Source organism: Bradyrhizobium sp. AUGA SZCCT0177 (assembly GCF_018130125.1).
GTDB lineage: Bacteria > Pseudomonadota > Alphaproteobacteria > Rhizobiales > Xanthobacteraceae > Bradyrhizobium.
On record NZ_JAFCMA010000060.1, the window covers coordinates 1 to 24,970 of the forward strand.

Consider the following 24,970-nt stretch of genomic DNA (forward strand, 5'->3'; position numbering starts at 1 on the left):
CCACCGTCGCCTCGCAGATCGCTCCGCAAGACTTGACGCCGTTACGGGCGCCAGGACCACACGCTTTCGCCGTACGCTTCAGCAGCGACCGTCCATCGCAACTGTTACGTCCACCGCAACCCGCCCCTCGTCGTGACGACGGCCGACGCCCCTCTGAGTGGGACGGGATAACGCAAACTCGTAGAGATGATTTGCCCGACGGCGAAAGCGAAATATTTTTTATTTCGGGGCTTGACACGATTTCCGTAAATCAGAAGTGATTTGCCCGTCGGGTTGTTTTGTCGCACCTTCGCCCCGGCGATATCGCGCGACGGACATAACGCCAACATGCCGCGCGGGTGACTGGTTCGGCCGAGATGAAATGGATCAACGGCTGGTCACTCGCCGGCACCTTCGAGGGCGAGTTCTCCAACGTGACTGAGAGCTACGCCGGCAAGGGCGTGGTTCGCTACGCCTGGTAAGGCGGGCTGAGAGGACGCATTGCCCGCCGCGCCGCGTTCGCCTAAGTTCATCGGACGCCGTTTACCAATGGCAAACGTTAAGCTTTCCGCTTAAGACTGTCTCAATCCGCAATAATTATTGAGTAGGTGGGCGGCGGCGTTTCCCGTTAAGGGAACGTGGCGTTGCTTCGGCAAATTTTCGACGATTTGGGGATATTAAACCGCATGTGCGGCATTGTCGGCATTCTCGGACGCGCTCCGGTCGCGGAGCAGTTGGTGGATTCGCTCAAACGCCTGGAATATCGCGGCTATGATTCGGCCGGCGTCGCCACGCTGGAGGGCGACCATCTGGCGCGGCGCCGGGCCGAGGGCAAACTGAAAAACCTCGAAAAGCGGCTGGAGGCCGAACCGCTCGCCGGTCATACCGGGATCGGGCATACCCGCTGGGCTACCCATGGCCGGCCGACCGAGAACAACGCGCATCCGCATGCGACCGAACGCGTCGCCGTGGTCCATAACGGCATCATCGAGAATTTTCGCGAGCTGCGCGAGGCGCTGGAGAAAAAGGGCGCGGTCTTCAAGACCGAAACTGATACCGAGATCGTGCTGCATCTGGTCGACAATCTGCTCGCCCAGGGCATAGGTCCCGTGGAAGCGGTGAAGGCGGCGCTGTCGCAGCTGCGCGGCGCGTTCGCGCTCGGCTTCATCTTCGCCGGCGACAATGATTTGATGATCGGCGCCCGCAACGGCCCGCCGCTGGCGATCGGTCACGGCGACGGCGAAATGTATCTGGGGTCGGACGCGATTGCGCTCGGGCCGCTGACCAATACCGTCAGCTACCTTGAAGACGGCGACTGGGTGGTGCTGACGCGCAAGGGCGCCACCATCTACGACAAGGATAATGCGATCGTTCATCGCGACGCGATCAGGCACACGGCGTCGAGTTCGCTGGTCGACAAGGCGAACTACCGCCACTTCATGGCCAAGGAAATCCACGAACAGCCCGAAGTGGTCGGCCATACGCTGGCGCGTTACGTCGACATGGCGACCGACCGCGTGATGCTGCCGGTGACGCTGCCGTTCGACTTCAGGGGTGTGCAGCGGATCGCGATCGTCGCTTGCGGCACCGCGAGCTATGCCGGCCATATCGCCAAATACTGGTTCGAGCGGCTCGCCCGCGTGCCGGTCGAGGTCGATGTCGCCTCGGAGTTCCGTTACCGCGAGGCGCCGCTGCGCAAGGGCGATCTGGCGATCTTCATTTCGCAATCCGGCGAGACCGCCGACACGCTGGCGGCGCTGCGTTATGCGAAGTCGCAAGGCGTCCACACGCTCTCGGTGGTCAACGTGCCGACCTCGACGATCGCGCGCGAGAGCGAGACCGTGCTGCAGACGCTGGCGGGGCCCGAGATCGGCGTCGCCTCGACCAAGGCGTTCACCTGCCAGCTGATGGTGCTGGCCGCGCTGGCCGTTGCCGCCGGCAAGGCGCGCGGGGAATTGTCCGACGAGGACGAGACCAAGCTGGTCCATGGCCTCGTCGAAATTCCCCGCCTGATGGCCGCGGCGCTGACGACCGAACCGCAGATCGAAAAACTGGCGCGCGACATCGCCAAATGCCGCGACGTGCTCTATCTCGGCCGCGGCACCAGCTATCCCCTGGCGCTGGAAGGCGCGCTGAAGCTGAAGGAAATCTCCTACATCCACGCCGAGGGCTATGCCGCCGGCGAGCTCAAGCACGGCCCGATCGCGCTGATCGACGAGAACATGCCGGTGGTGGTGATCGCGCCGCATGACCGGGTGTTCGAAAAGACGGTCTCCAACATGCAGGAGGTCGCCGCCCGCGGCGGCAACATCATCCTGATGACCGATGCCAAGGGCGCGGCGGAGGCGACCATCGAATCCGTGGTCACCATCGTGCTGCCTGACATGGCTGCGACCTTTACGCCCATGGTCTATGCCGTTCCGGTGCAGCTTTTGGCCTATCATACCGCCGTGGTGATGGGCACCGACGTCGATCAGCCGCGAAATCTGGCCAAATCGGTCACGGTCGAATAGCCGCAGGGGCGGGCTTGCCGGCATCTCGGGCCTTCAAAAACCTGCTAGGATGGCTTAGCTGGAACAAGACCGGCTGCCCCCGCGACCTGGAACCGCAATGAATCCCCAAGATCTGCCCCCGTCCACCCCGGCCGACGCCCCGCCGGAAGCCCCACGCGGGCTAATGGCCCGTTTCCGCAATTATTTCCTCACCGGCCTCGTGGTCGCCGGACCGATCGCGATCACCTTCTATCTGACCTGGTGGTTCGTCACCTGGGTCGACAACCTGGTCCGTCCCTTCGTTCCGACCGCCTACCGGCCGGAAACCTATCTGCCGTTCGGGCTGCCGGGTTCCGGGCTGATCGTCGCCGTGATCGCGCTGACGCTGCTGGGTTTCCTGACCGCGAACCTGATCGGCCGGACCCTGGTCGACCTCGGCGAACGGCTGCTCGGCCGCATTCCGGCGGTGCGTGCGATCTATCGCGGCCTGAAGCAGGTGTTCGAGACGCTGTTCTCGGGGAACGGATCGAGCTTTCGCCGGGTCGGCCTGGTCGAGTTTCCCTCGCCGGGCATGTGGTCGATCGTGCTGATCTCGCAATCGCCAAGCGTCGACATCGCCAACAAGCTGCCCGGCCAGGATGAGCACATCTCGGTGTTCCTGCCCTGCGCGCCGAACCCGACCACGGGGTTCTTCTTCTACGTGCCGAAGAACAAGATCATCGAAATCGACATGAGCGCCGAAGACGCCGCAACCCTGATCATGTCCGCGGGCGTGGTGCAGCCGGGCTCCGATCCGCAGAAGAAGATCGCGGCCTTGGCCGCTACCGCGAACGCCGCGCGCGCCGCCACCGCCGCGAATGCAGCCACGCTGCAGCCGGCGAAGGTGGAGTAGCGTTCTTTCGCGCCAAGTCGCCGGACCTCATCCCCACGCAACGGCTTCGCCGTTGTCGCTGGAGGAGCGGCGCAGCCGCGTCTCGAAGGATGCAGGCCCGTCTGTGGCCTCATGGTACGAGACGGCGCAAGGGCGCCTCCTCACCATGAGGAGAACCAGTTACCCAGCCCCGATCAGCGGTATCGCTTCATCGCGCTCATATAAATAAAGCAAACAGCGCAGCGCTTCGCCGCGGTCGCCCTTGAGCTTCGGATTGTCCTTCATGATCCGCAGCGCCTCGTCGCGGGCCTGGGTGATGAGCTGGCCGTGGACTTCGGAGCGAGCGATGCGGTAGCCGGGCAGGCCGCTTTGCCGGATGCCGAGCACGTCGCCTTCGCCGCGCAGTTTCAGGTCCTCCTCGGCGATCCGAAAACCGTCTGACGTTTCGCGGATCACTTTCAGCCGCGCGGTGGACATCTCGTTGAGCGGTTCCTTGTAGAGCAAAAGGCAGGTTGACGCCTCCGAACCGCGGCCGATACGGCCGCGCAATTGATGCAATTGGGCGAGGCCAAACCGTTCGGCGTTCTCGATCACCATGATCGACGCGGCGGGGACGTCGACGCCGACTTCGACCACGGTGGTCGCGACCAGGAGGCCAATCTCGTGGGCGGCGAACTGCGCCATCACGCGGTCCTTTTCCGCGCCCTTCATCTGGCCGTGGACGAGGCCGACGCGGTCGCCAAAACGTTGCTGCAGGCGCTCGAAGCGCTCGGTGGCATTGGTGAGGTGCTCGATGCCTTCGGCCTCGGATTCCTCGACCAGCGGACAGATCCAGTAGACCAGCTTGCCGGCTTTGAGCGCACGGCCGACGCCGTCGATGACTTCGTCGAGCCGGCTGTTGGGGACGGTGCGGGTATCGATCGGCTGGCGGCCGGCCGGCTTTTCGCGCAGTTCCGAGACGTCCATGTCGCCGAAATAGGTCAGCACCAGCGTGCGCGGGATTGGTGTCGCGCTCAGCACCAGCACATCGACGGCGTCGCCCTTGTTGGTGAGCGCCAGCCGTTCGCGCACACCGAAACGATGCTGTTCATCGACCACGGCGAGCGCCAGCGCCTTGAAGGCGACGTCGTCCTGGATCAGCGCGTGGGTGCCGACCAAAAAATCGATCTCGCCGGCTTCCAGCTGCGCCAGAATTTCGCGTCGCTCCTTGCCCTTTTCGCGCCCCGTGAGGATCGCCACCCGCATCCCGGCGCGCTCGGCGAGCGGCGTGATGGTCTTGATGTGCTGGCGCGCCAAAATTTCGGTCGGCGCCATCAATGCTGCCTGCTTGCCGGCCTCGGTCACGGCGGCGGCCGCGAGCAGGGCGACCACCGTCTTGCCCGAACCGACATCGCCCTGCAGCAGCCGCAACATCCGCACCGGCTGGCGCAGATCTTCGGTGATGGCGGCGACCGCGTCGCGCTGCGACTTGGTGAGGGCATACGGCAGCGCATCGATGATCCTGCTGCGCAGGTGGCCGTCGCCGGCGTGGCGGTCACCGGCCGGACGGCGCAACTGCGCGCGCACCAGCGCCAGCGCCAGTTGACCCGCCAAAAGTTCGTCGAAGGCGAGCCGCGACCAGAACGGGCCATCGGGGAGAATGTCCGTCAGCTCGACCGGGACATGAACACGGGTGAACGCTTCCCGGATGGGCGGGAAGTGGCAGCGGCGGACGACTTCCGGACTGATCCATTCGGGCAATTCGGGGAGCTTTTGCAGCGCCTGGGCCACAGCACGGCGCAGCGAGCCGAGCGCGAGGCCTTCGGTCAGGGGATAGACCGGATCGATGCCGGTCAGTTTCGCAAAGGCCGCTTCATCCACGATGTTGGTGGGATGCACGATCTGGGGAATCCCGTCGTACATCTGCAAGGTGCCCGACACGTAGCGCTTCTCGCCTACGGGAAGCAGCTTTTCGACATAACCGGGCTTGGCGCGGAAGAACGTCAGCACCACGTCGCCGGTGTCGTCGCTGGCATAGACGAGGTAGGGCGCGCGCGAATTGCGCGGTGGTGGCGGCCGGTGGCGATCGACGGTGACTTCCAGCGTCACCACGGTTCCCTGCACGGCTTCACGGATTTTTGGCCGCGCCCGGCGATCGATCACGCTGGCCGGCAGATGCAGCAGCAGATCGACCAGCCGCGGCGTCTCGCTGCGGCCGAGCAGATAGCGCAGCAATTTGTCCTGCTTCGGCCCGACGCCAGCAAGCGTCGTGACCGGAGCAAACAGCGGATTGAGCAGAGGAGGGCGCATTTACTGGTCCGTCATGCGCGGGCTTGACACGCGCATCCATCATTCTTCGAAAGGAATCTTACGAAGCAGATGGATTGCCGGGTCAAGCCCGGCAATGACGAATTTTCCGAGGAGGAAGGGCTGACGTTTGCCCGAATGGACCCCGCCTGGCACGTCCATGGCTTTTTTGGTGTCGGACTACGATGCCTGAAAAGCGGCGCCCTTGAACCGCTTGACCGGGCTGCCGCGCTCAAGACGATCATGCGCGGCGTGCGCATCATTCCGGGCAGTGATCGCTTCGAGCTCGCCCTGCAGCCTGATCAGTGCCGCAATCCGCTCCAATGCCAGCGCCTTGTTCCGATGTTGCGAGCGTTCCTCGCGCGCCACGACGGACAGGCCGCTTGCGATGTGGGTCGCACGCACGGCGCTCTCGGTCTTGTTCTGATGCTGGCCGCCGGGGCCGCCGGCCCGGAAAGCTTCAAAGCGAACGTCGTGCGCGGCCAGCGCTTTCGGCGCTTCGGGCGGCGCCGGAAGTTCGAAAACACCAATGAACCAGTTTTTGCGCTTGTGATGTGGCCGCAGCGGACTTTGCACCACCCATTGGATCGAACCGATCCACGGCCGAGCAAAGGTCGTAGCCGCGTCTCCGTGAATCACGACGATTGCCGAGGCCGGACCATGCCCGTCCGGATCCGGCCCGTTCACGCAATCGGTATCGAGGCCGAGCGAGGTCGCTTCGGCGGTGAGCGTCGGGACCGCCTTTGCGAGCGCGATCCGGCATTCCGCCGGACCGCGTCCGCTGGTCAGGAGAAGCCGGATCATCGGCGATCCTCCTTCCAGGATTTTTCGCGCTTGCTGCTGCTTGTCGCGATGCTGGATTGCGCCTTCTTGAACGTCACGAGCGGCCGGAACGTCGCCACCACGCGCGCCAGGCCGAACTCGACGAGATCGGCGATGACGCGATCGATGTTCTTGTAGGCCTCCGGCGCTTCCTCCACGAGCAGGCCGCGATCCCCGCAGACGACGATGCCGCCATAGGGATTGCGCTCCAGCCGTGCCACGTCGGATTTCTTGCCCCGCACGCGGCCGTGCATGGATGCCCGGTCGTACTTGCGGCCCGCACCATGCGCGAGCGAGGCGAGCGCCTCGGCTCGCATCGGAGCTAGCGGCTCGACCAGATAGGACAGCGTCCCGCGCGATCCCGGCACCGGCACCAGCCCGCGATCGGAAGCCGCCGCGCCCTTCCGGTGCAGCATGATGGCGTCACCGGGATTGCCACGACGCTCGACCATGTTATGCGCCAGATCGTTGACAGGACGCAGTTCCGCACGCGCCGCCGCTGCGGCCCGCTCGGCGATGATGCGACGGTTGAGCCTGGCCCATCGCACGGCGTGATCATGCGCGTCCATGTAGGACCCGCCGTCTTCACTCGCGGGATCAAGCGCTGCCTGCCCGTTCGACAGGACGCGCTCCAGGATCGAGTAACCGAGACCCCGCGAGCCGGAATGGACCAGGACATAGGCATGGTCGCGGTCCAGTCCCGCCTGCGCGGCCGTCTCCGGCGCTAGGATTTCCTCGATCGCCTGGATCTCGCAGAAATGATTGCCGCCGCCGATGCTGCCGAGCGAAGCATCGAACAACGTGGCGTCAAGACCGGCGTCGGCGAGGACGCCGGCGACGTCGCCGTCCCAGGGTTGGTCGAGCGAGCTCAAGCGCTCGGCCATCTGGTCGAGCCGCAGCTTGCGCGCTGCGATGTCGAGCGCGAACAGCCCCATGCCGCAACCGATGTCGGAACCGACCAGCTGCGGATGAATCCGGTCGGCCAGAATGGCGCAACCTACGGGACCATATTTGCCGGGATGCAGATCCGGCATGGCAGCGACCGCGCGGACTCCAGCGAGTGCAGCGACCTGTTCCAGTTGAAGCGTGGCGTTGCCCTCGATCCAGGATTTGGACGAGGCGAAGACGTGGATCGGCGCACGGCCGTCCATCTTGGGAGAAGTGCCCATTTGAAAAGCTTTCAGAAGATTTGGGTTAGTCGACGCGCACAGCTCAGCTCTCGCTGACGTAAGCGCGTGATTTCCCAAGCGGCGCGGCTAACGCACACGCCCTCAGGCGATGCCCTCGACGGGGCGGCGAGACAATGTCATCGAGCCTTCTCCCTGTTGATCGTGCCAAAATCGGCTACCGATCGCGCAGATCACATACCGGCGAAACGGAAAAGCTGCAAGTCCGCCGCGACCCCCTGTTGTCGCACGCCAGATGCGCGAGGTTCACGTGCATCAAGTTCACTTGAATTTTCACTTGGATTTTCATTTGGATTTGCGCCGGAAACGCTACTGACATTCGCCGCTTCCATGGCTATATCAACCCCGCCCGGCACGTCCGGGCTTTTGGCGTTCGGATGGGAATGGGACAATGACGGGTTCGACACGATCGAGCGGTGGCCTCGATGACCGCCGCAAGCGGCTTTTGTTTCGCTGCTGGCATCGCGGCACCCGTGAGATGGATCTCATCCTCGGACGCTTTGCCGATGCCGAGATCGCTGATCTGTCGGATGGCGATATGGCCGAACTGGAACGGCTGCTCGAGGTGCCCGATCCCGATCTCTATGCCGCGCTGACCGGCGAAAAGCCGCTCGATCCCGAATACGCCAGCGCGCTGTTCGATCGCATCAAGGCGCGTCGCGCCGTGGACCACGACGCATGAAGTCGCCAGTGAAATCTCCTGCTGCGCTGCTGGCCCCCGGCCGGGCGCTGACCTTTGCCAATGTCGCCGAGGGCGCGGAAGGGCTTGTTGTCGCTGACCTCGCACGCGCGGTCGCCGCCAAGCCGAAGCCGCCGGCGGTGAGCCTTGCGGTGGTGTGCCGCGACGGCCCCCGCATGCAGCAACTGGCGCGGGCGCTGGAATTCTTCGCACCCGATTTGCCGGTCATGCAGTTTCCGGCCTGGGACTGCCAGCCCTATGACCGGGTGTCGCCGCATGGCGGCGTCCTGGCCCAGCGCCTGACCACGCTGGCGCGGCTGTCGCGGCTTCAAGGCAGCGACAAGCCGCTGATCGTGCTGACCACGGTCAATGCCATCGTCCAGCGCGTTCCGGCGCGCGAGGTGGTGGCGGCGCAGGCGCTGTCGGTCGCGCCCGGTCATGTCGTGCCGATGGACTCCATCGTCGCCTGGCTGGAGCATAATGGCTACAACCGGTCCTCGACGGTGCGCGAGCCCGGCGAATACGCCGTGCGCGGCGGCATTCTCGACCTCTTTCCGGCCGGGCTCGATCAGCCGGTCCGGTTCGATTTCTTCGGCGACAGCCTGGAATCGATTCGCACATTCGACGCCGAAACCCAGCGCACGCTGCTCGACATGCGCGCGCTCGATCTGGTGCCGGTCTCCGAATTCCAATTGGTCACCGAGACCATCCGCCGCTTTCGCATGGGCTATGTCGCGACCTTCGGCGCGCCGCAGCGCGACGATCTGCTGTATGAAGCCGTCAGCGAAGGCCGCCGCCATCCCGGCATGGAGCACTGGCTGCCGCTGTTCCAGGAGCGGATGGACACGCTGTTCGACTATCTCGACGGCGCGCCGGTCGCGATCGAACCGCAGGGCGAGGACGCCGCCCGCGAACGCTTCAAGCAGATCGCGGACTATTATGAAGCACGCCGCGAGGCGCTGGAGCATCCCGGGAGCGGCGCGATCTACAAGCCGCTGCCGCCCGATCGGCTGTATTTGACCGAAACGGAATGGACGACACGATTGGAAGAAGCCGCGCTGGCGCGGCTGACGCCGTTCGCGGTGCCCGACGACAGTTCTGACGTGTTCGATGCCGGCGCGCGGCAGGGGCGCAACTTCACGCCGGAGCGCGCCGATAGCTCCGTCAACGTGTTCGAAGCCGTCGTCGCCCATGTGCTGGCGTTGCAGGCGCAACGCAAGAAGGTCGTGATCACGCTGTGGAGCGAGGGCTCGCGCGACCGCATGGGCAGCATGTTGCGCGATCACAAGCTGCTCAACCTCACCAGCGTCAACACCTGGCGCACGGTGCAGGCGACTCCGCGCAACGAGGCCATGCTGGCGGTGGTCGGCATGGAATCCGGTTTCGAGACCGACGACGTCGCCGTCATCAGCGAACAGGACATCCTCGGCGACCGCCTGGTGCGGCCGCGCAAAGCGAGCCGCAAGCTCGACAATTTCATCTCTGAAGTCACGAGTCTGGCCGCCGGCGATCTGGTGGTGCATGTCGAGCACGGCATCGGCCGTTTCATCGGGCTGCAGACGCTGGAAGTCTCCGGCGCGCCGCATGACTGCCTCGAGCTGCATTACGCCGCCGAAACAAAACTGTTCCTGCCGGTCGAGAACATCGAACTGCTGTCGCGATACGGCTCCGACCACGCCAACGTCGAATTGGACCGCCTTGGCGGCGGCGGCTGGCAGGCGCGAAAAGCAAAACTCAAGAACCGCATCCGCGAGATTGCGGGCGAACTGATCAAGATCGCGGCCGAACGCCATCTGCACGAAGCGCCGAAAATGCCGGTGCAGCCGCATGTCTATGACGAGTTCTGCGCACGCTTCCCCTATGAGGAAACCGAGGATCAGCTCGGCGCCATCACTTCGACGTTGAAGGACCTCGAAAGCGGTCGCCCGATGGACCGGCTGATCTGCGGCGATGTCGGCTTCGGCAAGACCGAAGTGGCGCTGCGCGCCGCGTTTGCCGTGGCGCTCGATGGCAAGCAGGTCGCCGTGGTGGTGCCGACCACGCTCTTGGCGCGGCAGCACAGCAAGACGTTTGCCGAACGGTTTAGAGGTTTTCCCGTCAATGTCGCACAGGCCTCAAGGCTGGTCGCGCCGAAGGAACTGACACAAGTCAAGAAGGGGCTTTCGGAAGGCAATGTCGACATCGTGGTCGGCACCCATGCGCTGCTCGGCAAGGCGATCAAGTTCAGGGATCTCGGCCTGTTGATTGTCGACGAGGAACAGCACTTCGGCGTCAGCCACAAGGAACGGCTGAAGCAATTGCGGGCGCAGGTGCATGTGCTGACGCTGAGCGCGACGCCGATCCCGCGCACGCTGCAACTCGCGCTGACCGGCGTGCGCGACCTCTCGATCATTGCTTCACCGCCGGTGGATCGTCTCGCGGTCCGCACCTTCGTGGCGCCGCATGATCCCCTGATGATCCGCGAGGCGCTGCTGCGTGAACGCTACCGCGGCGGGCAGGCGTTCTATGTGGTGCCGCGCATCGAGGATCTTGCGAGCGTAAAAGACTTCCTCGACAAGAATGTGCCTGAAATGAAGGTTGCGGTGGCGCATGGCCAGATGCCGCCGACCGTGATCGAAGACATCATGTCGGCGTTCTACGACGGCAAATACGACATCCTGCTCTCGACCACGATCATCGAATCCGGGCTCGACATTCCCTCGGCCAATACGCTGATCGTGCATCGCGCCGACATGTTCGGCCTGGCGCAGCTCTATCAGCTGCGCGGCCGGGTCGGGCGCTCGAAACTGCGGGCCTATGCGCTGTTCACGCTGCCGGCGCAGCAGAAGATCACCGGGCAGGCCGAGCGGCGGCTCAAGGTGCTGCAATCGCTGGAGACACTGGGCGCCGGCTTCCAGCTTGCGTCCCACGACCTCGACATCCGCGGGGCCGGCAATCTGCTCGGCGAGGAACAATCCGGCCACATCAAGGAAGTCGGCTTCGAGCTTTATCAATCGATGCTGGAAGAGGCGATCCTCAACCTCAAGGCCGGCGTGGTCGAGCCCGCCGCCGACCGCTGGTCACCGCAGATCACCATCGGCATGCCCGTGCTGATCCCGGAGGATTACGTCAACGACCTGGCGGTGCGGCTGTCGCTGTACCGCCGGCTCGCCGATCTCGAGACCGACGAGGAGATCGACAATTTTGCCGCCGAAATGCGCGACCGTTTCGGCGTGCTGCCGGACGAGGTGCGCTATCTGTTCAAGGTCGCCGCGATCAAGGCCTATTGCCGAAGGGCCAATGTCGAGAAGGTCGATGCCGGGCCGAAGGGCGCCGTCATCAGCTTCCGCGACAACAAGTTCGCGCAGCCGGACCGGCTGGTGTTCTTCATCCGCCAGCACGGCCAGGCCGCAAAAGTTCGCCCGGACATGAAGGTGGTGTTCCTGCAGGTATGGAAGACGCCGGAAGAACGGCTGATGGGCACGACCGAGATTTTGCGCCAGCTCGCCAACCTCGCGGAGAACAAGAAGGCGGCGTAGGGGGCGTTGCGCTCCGAACTATCCCCGTCATTGCGAGCGAAGCGAAGCAATCCATAGCGCGGAACCGGGAGAGAATGGATTGCTTCGTCGCTATGCTCCTCGCAATGACGCTGAGAGAGAAATGCAAACAGCCGCCGGTCGTTCCTCAGAAATGACAGAACCCTCACGAAGCGGCGCGATGGGCCTCTTCGCCGAGGCGCGCGAGCAGCGCCTTCGCGGAATCCTTCGACTCCAGCGTCGCGACCGTCACGGTTGGTTCTGCGCGCGTGTCGCGCTTGCCGTGGCTGGTGTGGCGCATGACGCTGGAGAGCCGCCGCGCGATCGTATGCGCGGTCTTGAGATCGGTCTCGGCGAAGGCGACCACGACCGATCCGTCATCGCAAACGGCGCCAAAATCCATCCGCCGCATCAGCCGGCTGATGATGCGCGCGCCGTCGAACTGGGCGCGGGGATGGGCGGGGTCGAAGGCGAAGCGCGCAACCGACAGGCCGCCGCCGCGTTGCTGAGTCTGGTAGACCGCGCTGGCGAAGTCGCGTTCGAAGGCGCCTGGCGTGAGCAGGCCGGTGCGGGCGTCGATCAGGCCCTCGGCGTCGATCGAGCGCAGGGTCCGGCTCAAATGCGCTTCGAAGGCATGCTGGCGGATCAGCGGCAACGCGGTCGCCACCATTTGTACAGGCTCGCCACTGAGGATTTCGAGGTTCGGCAATTCATAGGCCGGCAACAGATCGCCTGACGTCACCACCACAGGCAGATGGCGGAAGCGGGCGTCTTCCGCCAGCACGGTCAGGAAAGCATCGACCACGCGCGGGCTAAAGCCTTCGCTGAGCACGATGCCGTCGATGTCGCGCGCATTGAGATGCTTCGCCGCAGCCTCGATGCTCAGCGCGCCGACCACGCCGGTTTGTTCGCCAAGCGAGACCGACAGCGTGGGGTAGGCGCCGCCGCGGCCGACCAGCAGCACCGTGGCATCCCGGAAGGTGTCGATGTCCGAGAGCGCGATCCGGGTGGCCGGTACCAGCCGGCGCATCACGGTCGCGTGCAGCGAGCGGATGCGCAGCGCCGCGCGCAGGCGCGCGACGAGGCGGCTGGAATCGCCCTGGCTCTGGAAGAATGGAATGGCGTTTTCGGGAAGCGTTACCTGCGGATCGACCGCGATCAGGGGCAGATAGGGCTGGTGGGCCGCGATCGGTGCGGCGAGTGCGGCAAGCGTGGCCTGATCGACGTCGGACGTGGCGGCCAATACCGCCGCAGGCTGCAGCTGTTCGACCGCGCGACCTGCGTCCGCCCATTCGGCCTCGACGACCGGAAACAGCTTTGCGACATCGAGCGCTGCGGCAAACGACGGCCGCGTTGCGGTCGATACGACGAGGATCGGGCCTTGCTGGGACATCTACAACTCGGATCAAGCGCGCCATTTATGAGAGCGCGATCCTAGTTTGTCGGGCTTAATGTGGCGTCAACACAAGCCGTGAGATTGCGCTCAAGCGGAATTCGCCCGGTCGCGAAACGCTTCGACCATCAATGGGTTAAGCCCGAGTTCCGTCAACGCGTCGCGGGCGCGGGCGTTGTCCTGGGCGCGGCCGGCAAGCCGATGGCCGCTAAGGCGATCCGGCAATGCCGTGAGCAGCGCGCCTTGCCCGAGCCGCCGGGCCCATTCTTGCAGGTCTTGCGCCAGGAAACGGTAGCCACCAACCGCCATGATGCCGGACGGTGGCGCGGTGATGTTGATGGCGCCGGTCGAGCGGTCGAGCCGCGCAGAATAATCGGTATCGACGTAATCGCGCGGCGGGGCTGCAATCAGCGAGTCGCTGGGTGGCGGCGGGGGCGCATAGGCCGCGACCGGGATCATCGGTCCGCGCAGTCCCAAGGTGCCCCGCGGGGTCAGCAGGATGTCGCCCGCGATCGAGGAGCCCGGCAGTTCGCGCGGCGCGCCGTGCGGTCCTGACTTGATCAGGGCGGGCGAACCATCGTCCGCAATCCGGCGCGCCGCGAACAAACCGACTTCGCCGAACAGATAGACGTCGGTCAGCGTTGCCTGCTGGGCCGACCAGGACGCGCTCGACATCACCTGTTCCGGCGCACGCCACAACCCGATGACGTTGCGCAGGGAGGGCAGGCTGCCCGCGAGGTCGAGTTCGTCCAGCCGCAACGCCAGTTGGGCCGGGGCAATCAGCGTATCACAGGCATACTCGTTGACCTGCTGCTCCAAGATCTCTTCGTCGAACGGATGGTGCAGCACCAGGGTTCCGCCCGACAGCAGCCAGACCGTCAGCGTCGATGCGAGGCCGGCAAACGACATCGGCGAAAACGCCGACAAAATCGTTGCGCCCTGTGGCACATCGCTTTCGAGCGAGATCGATAGTCCTCCGGCGATCAGGCTGAGATGGGCGCGCGGCACGGGCCGGAAACCGTCCGAGGTCAGATCGAACGAGATCAGCGCCGCCTTGCGGCCATCCTGGATCACCGCGCGCGCGGTTGTCGATTCCCGAAGGATCGCGTTATCGAGCGAGGCCATGCCTTCCGGCAAATCGGTGCCGAAGCCGCAGACATGGCGGATCGAAAACGCTTCAGCCGCGGCATTCATGGCCAGATCCGAATAGACGATGCCGTCGACCTTGCTTGTGGTGACGATCGCCCGCGCCGCGGTGCGGTTGAGCGCCATGGTCAGTTCCGCCTGTCGCCACAGCAAGGGCAGCACGGCGACCACCAGTCCGGCGCGATAGGCGGCCAGAATTGTCAGCGCGAATTCGATGGTGTTCGGCAGCTGGACCGCGATGACGGAGTTGGCCGGCAATCCGGATTCGATGAAATGCGCTGCCAGCGCGGAAATGGCGCGGTCGGCCTGCGCATAGGTGAGGCGCTTCGGCGTCTGGCCCGTGACGCGCGGCTTGTTCGGAGGATCGATCAGCGCCGTCGCATCCGGCTGCCGTGCCAGCGAGCGCTTGAACAACGTATCGAGCGTGGGCGAAGCGGCTGGCTGGGTCACGGCGTCACTTCAATGGCTTGCGTCATTTGGGTTGCGCGTCCGGTCTGTGCCACCACGTCTCCGGCAGGTAGCCCGTCAAGGCGATGGTTGAAGGTCGTTCTACCCGATTCCATCGCGCGATCCATTGCTCGGCGACGTTAAACAACGGGATAGCGTAGAAGCCCGACATCAGGGTCCGGTCCAGCGCCCGCACCGCCGAGACGAATTCCGGCCGCTCGCGGGCCTCCAGCAGCGCCGCGATCAGGGCGTCGATCGCCGGATCCTTCGCGCCCATGTAGTTCCTTGTGCCGGGGATATCGGCCGCCTGGCTGCCCCAATAGAACGACTGCTCATTGCCGGGTGACAGCGACTGGTCCCAGCGGTTCTGCAGCATGTCGAACTCGTAGCCGAGCCGGCGCTGGTCGAATTGCACCGGATCGACCGCGCGCACGCTGGCCTCGATACCGGCGCGTTTGAGGTCGCGGCTATAGGCCAGCGCGATCCGTTCCTGATCGCGCGTCGTGACCAGGATTTCGAAGGTGAGGGGTGCTTTGGTCGCACGCTGGCGCAGCACGGTGCCGTCGAGCACGTAGCCGGCCTCGGACAGCAGAACGAGGGCGGCCCGCAGCGCCGCGCGGTCGCGGCCTGAACCGTCTGACACGGGCAGGCGGAAGCTGCCGTCGAGAATATCAGGCGGAATATGCGCGAGGTAGGGTTTCAACAGTTCGCGCTCGCGCGCATCGGCGGCGCGGCCATAGGCTGATAATTCCGACCCTGCGAAGAAGCCTCCGGCACGCGTGTAGAGGCCGAAGAAGTAGTTGCGGTTGATCCATTCGAAATCGAACAGCAGCGTCAGCGCACGCCGCACGCGGACGTCGGAAAACAGCGGACGGCGGGTGTTGAACACCAAATACTCCGACGGCTGCGGCATCCCCGGCTTGATGATGTCGCGGATCAGCTCGCCGCTGCGGGCGGCCGGGAAATCATAGCCGTCGTGCCAGCGCAGCGGCTCGGCTTCATTGCGGAAATCATAGAGCCCGCGCTTGAAGGCTTCGAACTGGCCGTTGGACTCGCGGTAGTAATCGAACCGGATCTCGTCGAAGTTCCACAGGCCCCGGTTCGCCGGCAGGTCACGGCCCCAATAGTCGGGGTTGCGCGTCAGCGTGACGCTGGCGCCGGGGCGCACCGCAGTGACGCGATAGGGACCGGAACCGACCGGTCCGGTCATGGTCGTGTCCTCAAAGGTTTCGGGATCGACCGCATGGCGCGGCAATACCGGCATCAGGCCGAGGATCAGCGGCAGTTCGCGGTCGGGCGCGCCGCCGAAATCGAACCTGATGGTGAGCGGGTCGGGCGCCTCGGCCTTGGCGACCTTGGCATAATACTGGCGATGGTTGGGGCGGCCGCGGTCGCGCAGCAGCGCCCAGGAAAACAGCACGTCGTCGGCCGTTACCGGCTTGCCATCCGAGAACCGCGCCCGGGGATCGAGATGGAACGTGACATAGCTTCTGATGTCGTCGGTCTCGACGCTCCTGGCGAGAAGCCCGTAGAGCGTGAAGGCCTCGTCATTGCCGCGGCTCATCAGGCTCTCGACGACAAAGCCCCTGATCTGCTGCAGGGCGAGGCCTCGGACGATGAACGGATTGAGGCTGTCGAAGGTGCCAAGCAGACCCCAGACCAGCCGGCCGCCCTTCGGTGCATCGGGTTTGGCGTAGGGCATGTGGGCAAAATCGGCCGGCAGGGCCGGCGCGCCATGCATGGAGATCGCATGGCTTTCCCCGGCGCGGGCCTTGCCCGCGAGCGCCATCGGCAACAGGCCGAGCGCGAGCACAACGCTGGCGAGAATACCAAGCCGGATACGTCCAAAGGCTACCATCTGCACGCGCGGATTTGATTCGGGGTCACACACCAGTGAGCTTTACCATAGGCCTTGACCACAGGCCTCGGCGTCCACCGGGACCGCAGCCAAAGATGCTTGTCGGCATTGATCTTTTCGTCCGCCGCTGTATTGAAGGCGTGCAATTGACCAGGGCGGTGACGCCTGTCACGTATCCGCCTCAATTGACTAGGAGACAGCCGCCCAAACGGCTAGGTGTCGGTGCCTGCAGCGGTTTCGGGCGCTCCCGTTCAGAAAGGGTTTTCCGCAATGAATTTCCGTATCTTGGCCGTCCGGCCGCATGGGCGGGTTGCCGCCTTGTTGGCGGCGACGGCATTGTCCGCGACGTTGCTCGTCGCGGGTGCGCAGGCCCAAACCCCGGCTCCGGCCCCCGGTGCCCCCGCAGCGGCGCCCAAGGAGGCCCCGAAGGCCGCTCCCAAGGCTGCCCCGAAAGCAGCCCCGAAGGCCCAAGCGCCCGCCGCCCCGAACGCCCAGCCGGCCCCGCCAGCGGCCGCCGGCGGCGCTCCCCCCGCAGGCGGTCAGTCGCAGGACCAGCAGGTCCAGCTGATTTACGCGCCCTGGACCAAATTCTGCCTCAAGGGGCAGGACGCCGGCGCCAAGCAGGTCTGCTTCACCGGCAAGGACGGACGCATCGAGTCCGGCCAGCCGGTCATCGCTGCCGTCATCATCGAGCCGGAAGGCGAGCCGAAGAAGATCCTGCGCGTGACGCTGCCGCTCGGCATGCAGCTCGTGCACGGCACCCGCGTGATCGTCGATGCCAATCCTCCGGCGCAGAGCCCCTATGTGATCTGCTTCCAGAACGGTTGCATGTCGGACTACGAAGTGACCCCGGAACTGCTGGCCAACCTGAAGAAGGGCCAGAATTTGGTGGTTCAGGCGATCAACTCCAACGGCGCCCCGCTAACGCTGCCGCTGCCGCTCGCCGAATTCGCCAAGGCCTATGACGGCCCGCCGACCGACCCCAAGGAATTCGAGAAGACCCAGCAGAAGTTGCAGGAAGAGCTGCAGAAGCGGGCTGAAGAAGCGCGCAAGAAGCTCGAGGCCAACCCGCCCGCTGGCGGCGCGCCGGGCAATGCCAATCCGGCGGCCAAGTAACGCCGCTTCCATCGACAAACAAAAAGGCGCCCTGGTCCGGGCGCCTTTTTCGTTCAGGAGAAGATTTGTAGCCTGGATGGAGCCAGATCAGTTCAGCGAGGGATTGCGCGGACGATAGCCGCCGGACTTGTCCTTGACGAAGATCTCGGCGACCTGCGAATGCCGGATCGGTTCGCCGGAATCGTCGGGCAGCAGGTTCTGCTCCGAGACGTAGGCGACGTATTCGGAGTCCGAATTCTCCGCCAGCAGATGATAGAACGGCTGATCCTTGTGCGGCCGAACGTTCTCAGGGATCGACAACCACCATTCCTCGGTATTGTTGAATACCGGATCGATGTCGAAAATCACGCCCCGGAATGAAAACACCCGGTGACGGACGATCTGACCGATCTGGAATTTGGCGGTGCGCGCTTTAATCATACCTCGTCGAATAGACCATGATTGTGGCCGATGCTAGGGGCAAAAGGTTGAATTAACTCTCAAGTCCGGCTGGCACATCCGGCGCCAGCCCCAAGAAAACATTGACGAAACGCTGAAGAAAAGACCCCCATTGCATGGCCGATATCCTCAATCTGGCGATTCCCTATTTCGGGGTAATCTTCATCGGTTTTGCCTGCGGCAAGACCCGGGGCCTGCCGGAGGCGGGGCTGGCCTGGATGAATTTCTTCCTGCTCTACGTCTCGCTGCCGGCCCTGATGTTCGGCATCATGGCCAAGACGCCGTTTTCGGAGCTCAACAACCCGCCATTCCTGATCGCGACCACGCTCGGGACCGTGATCGCCTTCATCGTGGCCGTGGTGACGGGCCGGCTCATCGGCGAATTGTCGCTGCGCAAGGCAACCCTGGCCGGGCTGGCTGGCGCCTATGGCAATATCGGCTATATGGGCCCGGGGCTGGCGCTCGCCGTGCTCGGCACCAAGGCGGCGGCGCCGACTGCGCTGATTTTCTGTTGCGACAGCATTTTCCTGTTTTCGATCGTGCCGATACTCATCGCGTTCACCGACCGCGAGCATCGCTCGCTGCTGCACACGCTCGGCATCGTGGTGAAACAGATCGTGCTGAACCCGCTGATCATGTCGGCCGGCGCCGGCGCGCTCGCCGCGGCGCTGCATTTTCGTCCCCCCGTTGCGATCGACAACACGCTGGTGTTTTTGCAGAACGCCGCGGCACCGACGGCGCTGTTCGTGCTCGGCGTGACCGTCGCGTTGCGCCCGTTCGATCGCGTGCCGTGGGAGGTGCCCGGCGTGATCGCGGTCAAACTCCTGATCCATCCGCTGATCGTGTTCGGCCTGATGTTGCTGTTCGGGCCGTTCGCGCAGCCCTGGGCGGCGACCGCGGTCCTGATGGCGTCACTGCCGCCGGCGCTCAACGTGTTCGTGATCGCGCGGCAGAACAACACCTGGATCGAGCCGGCGTCGGTCGCCGTCCTGATCGGAACCTTCGCCTCCGTCGTTACGCTGACCAGCGTGATGTGGTTCATCCAGAGCGGAAGGCTGGCGTTTCCTTGAGAATAACCACGCATGGCTGACGCTATGCAACGCGTTCTGATGAAACCAAATTTGAGACCGACGAAACAATCTTCCGGGATCGACGAAGAAGGCTTGAAACAATCGCCGTTCAGGGTGGCTACATCAGACACTGGGAGCCACGTGTGAAGAGCGAACCGATCGAAGCAGACATCAGAGCAACCCATATTTGGCGAACGGCCCAACGCCGCCGGGCGACGTATTTGGCCACTCTGGTCGACGAACCAACTGATGACGCGGGATATGTGATGGCCAGAAAATTGGCGATTCCCAGTGTACTAGCCTCGGGGGTGATGGCGGTGGCGGTGTGGGCACTAGCTTGATCTCCGGTCCTCCCGGTCACGATGCCGTCAACCCTCGAACAGGCACGGGCGCGCTGATCTGGCGCGCTCCTCAAGCTAAGCTGAAGCCGGCTCGCGCTGAACGTCTTCCTCAAGAACGGGTTCGCTGCGCCAAGGCAGGGTCAAGACCGGGAAGAATCGTGATGCCTTCCTGATCACTTCCAGATGAATAAGCTGCGATCTGTGTACATCTGTTGTCGCTGTCCTTGTCCGCTGCATGCGGAAGATCAGCGGCGACGAAGCATTACTTATCTTCCCGCACCGAGACCGTTTTCTCGAGGCCGTCGCCGTAGTACACGGCGCATTCGCTTCGAGCATATGAGCATCGTCTCGATGGCCCGGTGATAGGTCCCTATGCCATCACACCGGGCGGCATCGGTAATACGTTCACACAAACCTTCATCATTGCGCCGACAGGTCGGCGTTGGAATTTTGAGAAGTGCAATGTTGGATTGGATTGTTAGCGTAATTCACGACCCCAATTCACCGATTTGGTTTTCCAGGGATATTTTCAGGAGTGTTTTCCAGTCCCTCTTGGGAGCAATCGTTTCTGCGCTGCTGGTGGCTCCACTGACGGCGCGCTGGGTCGCATGGGAAACGACACGCAAGTGGCGTCCCGCACGACGCGTCGCGTTCCGTGATATCGAACATGGCACCAGCCTGATTTGCAATTCGTTCGCGGACTGGAGCACGATTGGAAGAAAACCGGAATCGGAGAATGATCTGCTGTTGTCCTGTTGGTCCATTTACACGGCCATGTCGGAGGGGCACGAAGAGATGAAGAAGGCCTATGCGGACTGGTCCGACTTGTGGTCGCCGCAACAGGCATCAGCAATTATCAGCTTCTTGGAATACGTTTCCGACCTATGCCATAACGTCGAAAACGAGAGCAATCTGATCAGTCGCATCATTGATTTTGACGAGCAGCCTGATCAACTCAAAAAAGGCGATCGCTGGGAGACGGTTACTCCGCGATGGGTTGAGTCCGGCCAACTGCCGAAGTTGGATGTAGGTGCCATGCGGTCAAGGCTCAACCGACTTCGAGCAAGCTGCTCTGACCGCGCTCTCGTAAAAATATTCGATGATTGCAACGAAGCTCTAGGCGGCTGCGATCAAAAAGCCATGGACAATCTCCAAAAGGCCTGCCGCGAAGCTATGCTGGAAAAGGCTCGTATAATTGAAATAACATTCACCGAGAAAGCATGATTTACGTTGCGGAGCACGGGGCCGGCCTCCGATTTTACGGGTTTACTTCCTAGCCCACGCGCTTCCATGACGGCGCGAGGCCTTCGCGCATCGCCAGCCGCCGCAGCGGGCCGAACGAGCCGATCAGATGCAGCCCCACCGCGCGCAGCGACTGCACCGGCAGGAAGTCGCTGAGCAGCGAACGGTTGGCGAGGTCGATGGCAAACATCCGGCTGGCGACATCGGCGCGGCGGGCGGATTGATAGCGCGCCAGCACCTGCGGCGCGCCCGGATCCTCGCCGAGCGACAGGGCTTGCCCCGCGATATCGGCGATGTCGGCGGCGTCGCGCAATCCCATGTTGAGACCCTGCGCGCCGATCGGCGGCAACACATGGGCGGATTCGCCGACCAGCGCGACGCGATGGCTGGCGAATTGTCTGAGGCTTTCGATCGAGAGCGGAAACAGGTTGCGCCCGGGCTCGACCCGGACGCTGCCGAGAATGGAATGCGATTGCTTTTCCGCGGCGTCGGACAGTTCGTCGTCGCCGAGCGCCATCAGCCGCTCTGCTTCCTTTGCCGCGGAAACCCACACCACGCTGCTGCGGCTGCCGGGCAGGGGCACGAACACGCATGGCCCGTGCGGGGTATGAAACTCGGTGGAGATATTCTTGTGCGGCCTTGAATGGCTGATGTTGAAGGTCAATGCCGACTGATGCAGGTCGCGGCGCTTGACGTCGATGCCGGCGGCCTCGCGCGACAGCGACTGCCGCCCGTCGGCGCCGATCACCAGCCGCGCCGACAGCGACCCGCCCGCACGGGTGTGGATGGCAACGATCGCATCCTGCGGATCGACCGCGGCCGCCTCATCGTCAAATCGGGTCAGTCCGGACAATTCGGCCGCGCGCTCCTCCAGCGCTGCCATCAGCGTCCGGTTGTCGATATTGTAGCCGAACTGGTCGAGGCCGATTTCCTGCGACGAAAACCGCACTTCCGGCGCCCGGATCAGGCGGCCGGTGTCGTCGACGAGCCGCATGGTCCGTAACGCCGCGGCCTGATCCCGGCAGCGGCGCCAGACATCCAGACGTTCGAGCAGATCGGTGGAGGCGCCCAGCAGCGCCGTGGTGCGGTTGTCGGCATAGGGGGCGCGGCGGGCGAGCAGAGCGGTCCTGGCACCGGTCTCCGCCAGCGCGATGGCGGCGGTCAGTCCCGCCGGTCCGCCGCCGATCACAACGGTGTCATAAATTGGCGATGCATCGTTCATATTGGAACAATTGACATTCCCGGCGGCATTTTCAAGTCATTGACCTTCTTAAATGTTTCCACCGATTTGCGCGGCGGAACGCCGCAAGCGCCGGTATGCAAATCGGGGCGATTCCTGTTAGCACTGCCGGAGCAATGGACCAGACACAAGAACCAATAGCATCTCCCGCTACGACCCGGATGCGGACGGCCGCATTTGGCGTCCACGTCTTCACGGCGCTCGGAGCGGGCGTCGGCCTGATTGCGATGCTGGAAGCGGTGCGCGAGCACTGGGCCGCCATGTTCGGCTGGCTTGGTGTCGCTCTCATCATCGACGCCATCGACGGTCCGCTCGCGCGCAAATTCGACGTGGTGCGGCTGCAGCCAAACTGGTCGGGGGAGGTGCTAGACCTCGTGGTCGATTTCATCACTTACGTGTTCGTTCCGGCCTACGCCATCACCGCGAGCGGCTTGCTGCTGCCGCTGGCGGCGCCGCTGCTCGGCATCGGCATCATGACCTCGAGCGCGCTCTACTTTGCCGACCGCCGGATGAAGGCGGCCGACAACCATTTCCGGGGCTTTCCGGCGGTGTGGAACGTCGCGGCATTCTATCTGTTTCTGCTGCATCCATCGCCGGCGCTTGCCACTCTTGGCGTAGCGGTCCTGATCGCGCTGACCTTCGCGCCGTTCCACGTGTTGCATCCGATCCGCGTCGTGCGCCTGCGCTGGCTGACCCTGTGGCTGCTGGCCGCATGGGCCGTGCTTGCGGCCTACACCATTGCCTGCGACTTCGCCGTTGGCATTCCCATTACCGTCGGACTCTGCGCGATCGCCATCTACGTCGCCGGCAGCGATGCCGTGATCCGCAAACTGAAATCGTTCAAGGCATGATGGAATTACTGACCAGCCCGGAAGCATGGGTGGCGTTGCTGACGTTGACCACGCTCGAAATCGTCCTCGGAATCGACAACGTCATCTTCCTGTCGGTGATCGTCTCAAGGCTTCCGCCGGAGCAGGCCAATCGCGCGCGCCAGATCGGTTTGCTGCTGGCGCTGGTGTTCCGCATCATGTTGCTCAGCGTGCTGGTGTGGCTGATCGGCCTGACGGAACCTGTGCTGACCGTGAAAAGCGTGACGCTGTCCTGGCGTGACATCATCCTGATCGGCGGCGGCATGTTCCTGATCGCGAAGGCGACGCATGAAATTCACGCCGAAGTGGAGGCGCGCGAGGCCGAGCCCGAGGCCAAGCCGAGCGCGAGCGTATTCTTCTGGGTGATCATGCAGATCATCGTCGTCGACATGGTGTTCTCGCTGGATTCGATCATCACCGCGATCGGCATGGCGGAGGATATCGAGATCATGGTGGCCGCCGTCGTGATCGCCTGCTTCATCATGTACGTTTCGTCAGGACCGGTGGCGAAGTTCGTGGCCGATCACCCCACCACCAAGATGCTGGCGCTGGCGTTCCTGGTGCTGATCGGCGTGGCGCTGGTGGCGGACGGATTCAAATTCCACATCCCGCGCGGCTACATCTATTTCGCCATCGTGTTCGCGGCCGCGGTCGAATTGTTCAACGTGCTGGCCCGGCGCAATCGCAAAAAAGTAGTCAAACAGCGGGTTTAGGCCCCCGCGAGTTGACAATACGGCCTTGATGGCTTTCGCTCCGCCACGAGCCGGGGCGCTTGAAGCCGATACCGAGGGAGAAAAGGTCATGGTCAAGGCCGTGCGCGTGCACAAGGTAGGGGGGCCGGAAGCCCTGGTCTATGAGAGCGTCGACGTGCCGGCGCCGGGACCGGGCGAGGTCCGCATGCGCCAGCACGCCGTCGGCCTGAACTTCATCGACGTGTATTTCCGCACTGGTCTCTACAAGGCGCCGGGGCTGCCCTTCATCGCCGGCAATGAGGCGGCGGGCGAAGTGGTGGCTGTCGGTCCTGGCGTCACCAATTTTCATCCCGGCGACCGCGTCGCCTATTATTTCAACCTCGGCGGCTACGCCTCTGAACGCGTGATCCCGGCGGACAAGCTGGTCAAGCTGCCCGACCACATCACCTATGAGCAGGGCGCGGTGCTGATGCTCAAGGGCCTGACGGTCTGGTACCTCCTGCACAAGACCTTCAAGGTCGAGCCCGGCCATCGCGTGCTGATCCACGCGGCCGCCGGCGGGATCGGCCTGCTGGCCTGCCAATGGGCGAAAGCGCTCGGCGCGCATGTGATCGGCACCGTCGGCACCAAGGCGAAAGCCGACCTCGCGCTCGCCAATGGCTGCGACCACGTTATCCTCTACAACGAGGAGGACTTTGTCGCGCGGGTCAAGCAGATCAGCCGCAACGAATTGTGCGACGTCGTCTATGACGGCGTCGGCAAGACCACGTTCCCGGGCTCGCTGTCCTGCCTGCGGCCGCGCGGCCTGTTCGTCAGCTTCGGCAATGCCTCGGGCCCGGTGCCGCCGTTCGCGCTCGCCGAACTCAACAACCACGGCTCGCTGTTTGCGACGCGGCCAAAACTCAACGATTACGTCAGCACCCGCCGCGAACTGCTGGAGGGCGCCGATACGTTGTTTGCCGCCGTCATCAACGGCAAACTGCACGTTCCGATCAACCACGCCTATGCGCTGAAGGACGTCGCCAAGGCGCACACCGACCTGGAGGGCAGGGCGACGACCGGGGCGATTATTCTTCGGCCGTGAGGTCTCAAACTCTTTCAATTGGTGTCGTCCCGGCGAACGCTCAGATGTGCAATTGCACATCGGGGGACCCATACCGCGTGATCCATCGATAGAAAAAAGGCGATAGAGACCGCCTGCCATTACAACGGCCGCGGCGTATGGGTCGTAAGTCTCGGTGCCTCGATTAAGATGGGGCGATCGAGGCGGGCGTTGCGGGGTTTATG

Annotated in this window: 19 protein-coding genes and 1 pseudogene; 11 read left to right on the plus strand and 9 right to left on the minus strand. The window is 63.9% G+C overall.

The features are described from left to right. Nucleotides 1–341: 341 nt before the first annotated feature. The 3 genes and pseudogenes from JQ597_RS38595 to JQ597_RS36720 all read left to right on the plus strand — a co-directional run. Nucleotides 342–461: pseudogene (locus JQ597_RS38595) on the plus strand (autotransporter outer membrane beta-barrel domain-containing protein); the annotation flags it as partial. A 204-nt stretch (nt 462–665) separates the two neighbouring features. After that, nucleotides 666–2,492 (plus strand): glutamine--fructose-6-phosphate transaminase (isomerizing), encoded by a 1,827-nt coding sequence (gene glmS / locus JQ597_RS36715; protein ID WP_212270255.1) that lies wholly within the window; start codon nt 666–668, stop codon nt 2,490–2,492. Between the two features lie 97 nt (nt 2,493–2,589). Beyond that, complete coding sequence (locus tag JQ597_RS36720) at nt 2,590–3,363, plus strand: DUF502 domain-containing protein (protein ID WP_212270256.1); 774 nt, start codon at nt 2,590–2,592, stop codon at nt 3,361–3,363. 159 nt (nt 3,364–3,522) lie between these two features. Here the strand turns inward: JQ597_RS36720 and recG are convergent, their stop codons facing one another. From recG to JQ597_RS36740, 4 genes are all read right to left on the minus strand, one after another. Then, the gene (recG, locus tag JQ597_RS36725) at nt 3,523–5,631 is read right to left on the minus strand and encodes an ATP-dependent DNA helicase RecG (RefSeq protein WP_212270257.1); all 2,109 of its coding nucleotides are present in this window, start codon (nt 5,629–5,631) and stop codon (nt 3,523–3,525) included. Nucleotides 5,632–5,808: 177 nt separating this feature from the next. Beyond that, nucleotides 5,809–6,432 carry a peptide chain release factor H gene (gene prfH, locus JQ597_RS36730; protein WP_212270258.1) on the minus strand — a complete coding sequence of 208 codons (624 nt, stop codon included), beginning with the start codon at nt 6,430–6,432 and terminating at the stop codon, nt 5,809–5,811. Continuing rightward, nucleotides 6,429–7,619 (minus strand): RNA ligase RtcB family protein, encoded by a 1,191-nt coding sequence (locus JQ597_RS36735; RefSeq protein WP_212270259.1) that lies wholly within the window; start codon nt 7,617–7,619, stop codon nt 6,429–6,431. The genes prfH and JQ597_RS36735 overlap by 4 nt, the downstream gene beginning before the upstream one ends. Before the next feature lie 191 nt (nt 7,620–7,810). After that, nucleotides 7,811–7,969, minus strand: a complete 159-nt coding sequence (locus JQ597_RS36740; protein ID WP_212270260.1) for a hypothetical protein — start codon at nt 7,967–7,969, stop codon at nt 7,811–7,813. Nucleotides 7,970–8,028: 59 nt separating this feature from the next. On the opposite strand from JQ597_RS36740, the gene JQ597_RS36745 reads away from it, so the two are divergent. After that, the gene (locus JQ597_RS36745; RefSeq protein WP_192736027.1) at nt 8,029–8,319 is read left to right on the plus strand and encodes an FAD assembly factor SdhE; all 291 of its coding nucleotides are present in this window, start codon (nt 8,029–8,031) and stop codon (nt 8,317–8,319) included. Further along, on the plus strand, nt 8,316–11,834 hold the full coding sequence (mfd, locus tag JQ597_RS36750; RefSeq protein WP_212270261.1) for a transcription-repair coupling factor: 3,519 nt from the start codon (nt 8,316–8,318) through the stop codon (nt 11,832–11,834). The genes JQ597_RS36745 and mfd overlap by 4 nt, the downstream gene beginning before the upstream one ends. Before the next feature lie 163 nt (nt 11,835–11,997). Here mfd and JQ597_RS36755 read toward each other — a convergent pair whose 3' ends face one another. The 3 genes from JQ597_RS36755 to JQ597_RS36765 form a co-directional block, all read right to left on the minus strand. Further along, nucleotides 11,998–13,224: a GGDEF domain-containing protein gene (locus JQ597_RS36755; RefSeq protein WP_212270262.1), complete on the minus strand. Its 1,227-nt coding sequence runs from the start codon at nt 13,222–13,224 to the stop codon at nt 11,998–12,000. A 90-nt stretch (nt 13,225–13,314) separates the two neighbouring features. Then, the gene (locus tag JQ597_RS36760) at nt 13,315–14,820 is read right to left on the minus strand and encodes an AMP-binding protein (protein ID WP_212270263.1); all 1,506 of its coding nucleotides are present in this window, start codon (nt 14,818–14,820) and stop codon (nt 13,315–13,317) included. A 22-nt stretch (nt 14,821–14,842) separates the two neighbouring features. Beyond that, on the minus strand, nt 14,843–16,675 hold the full coding sequence (locus JQ597_RS36765) for an extracellular solute-binding protein (protein WP_212270270.1): 1,833 nt from the start codon (nt 16,673–16,675) through the stop codon (nt 14,843–14,845). Nucleotides 16,676–16,945: 270 nt separating this feature from the next. Here JQ597_RS36765 and JQ597_RS36770 point away from each other — a divergent pair, with 270 nt between their 5' ends. Beyond that, entirely contained in the window at nt 16,946–17,791 is an 846-nt protein-coding gene (locus tag JQ597_RS36770; protein ID WP_212270264.1) for an invasion associated locus B family protein, read from the plus strand. An 87-nt stretch (nt 17,792–17,878) separates the two neighbouring features. Here the strand turns inward: JQ597_RS36770 and hspQ are convergent, their stop codons facing one another. Beyond that, nucleotides 17,879–18,211: a heat shock protein HspQ gene (hspQ, locus tag JQ597_RS36775; protein ID WP_212031571.1), complete on the minus strand. Its 333-nt coding sequence runs from the start codon at nt 18,209–18,211 to the stop codon at nt 17,879–17,881. Between the two features lie 134 nt (nt 18,212–18,345). Between hspQ and JQ597_RS36780 the strand changes: the two genes are divergently transcribed. Continuing rightward, nucleotides 18,346–19,299, plus strand: a complete 954-nt coding sequence (locus JQ597_RS36780; RefSeq protein WP_212270265.1) for an AEC family transporter — start codon at nt 18,346–18,348, stop codon at nt 19,297–19,299. Between the two features lie 803 nt (nt 19,300–20,102). After that, nucleotides 20,103–20,864 carry a hypothetical protein gene (locus JQ597_RS36785; RefSeq protein WP_212270266.1) on the plus strand — a complete coding sequence of 254 codons (762 nt, stop codon included), beginning with the start codon at nt 20,103–20,105 and terminating at the stop codon, nt 20,862–20,864. Between the two features lie 49 nt (nt 20,865–20,913). Here the strand turns inward: JQ597_RS36785 and JQ597_RS36790 are convergent, their stop codons facing one another. After that, nucleotides 20,914–22,104, minus strand: a complete 1,191-nt coding sequence (locus tag JQ597_RS36790; RefSeq protein ID WP_212270267.1) for a UbiH/UbiF family hydroxylase — start codon at nt 22,102–22,104, stop codon at nt 20,914–20,916. Nucleotides 22,105–22,238: 134 nt separating this feature from the next. Here JQ597_RS36790 and pcsA point away from each other — a divergent pair, with 134 nt between their 5' ends. The 3 genes from pcsA to JQ597_RS36805 all read left to right on the plus strand — a co-directional run bounded on the left by pcsA (nt 22,239) and on the right by JQ597_RS36805 (nt 24,767). Continuing rightward, complete coding sequence (gene pcsA / locus JQ597_RS36795) at nt 22,239–22,973, plus strand: phosphatidylcholine synthase (protein ID WP_212270268.1); 735 nt, start codon at nt 22,239–22,241, stop codon at nt 22,971–22,973. After that, nucleotides 22,970–23,704 carry a TerC family protein gene (locus JQ597_RS36800; protein WP_192736016.1) on the plus strand — a complete coding sequence of 245 codons (735 nt, stop codon included), beginning with the start codon at nt 22,970–22,972 and terminating at the stop codon, nt 23,702–23,704. The genes pcsA and JQ597_RS36800 overlap by 4 nt, the downstream gene beginning before the upstream one ends. An 88-nt stretch (nt 23,705–23,792) precedes the next feature. Then, nucleotides 23,793–24,767, plus strand: coding sequence for a quinone oxidoreductase family protein (locus JQ597_RS36805; protein WP_212270269.1), 975 nt, complete (start codon nt 23,793–23,795; stop codon nt 24,765–24,767). The last annotated feature ends 203 nt before the right edge of the window (nt 24,768–24,970 follow it).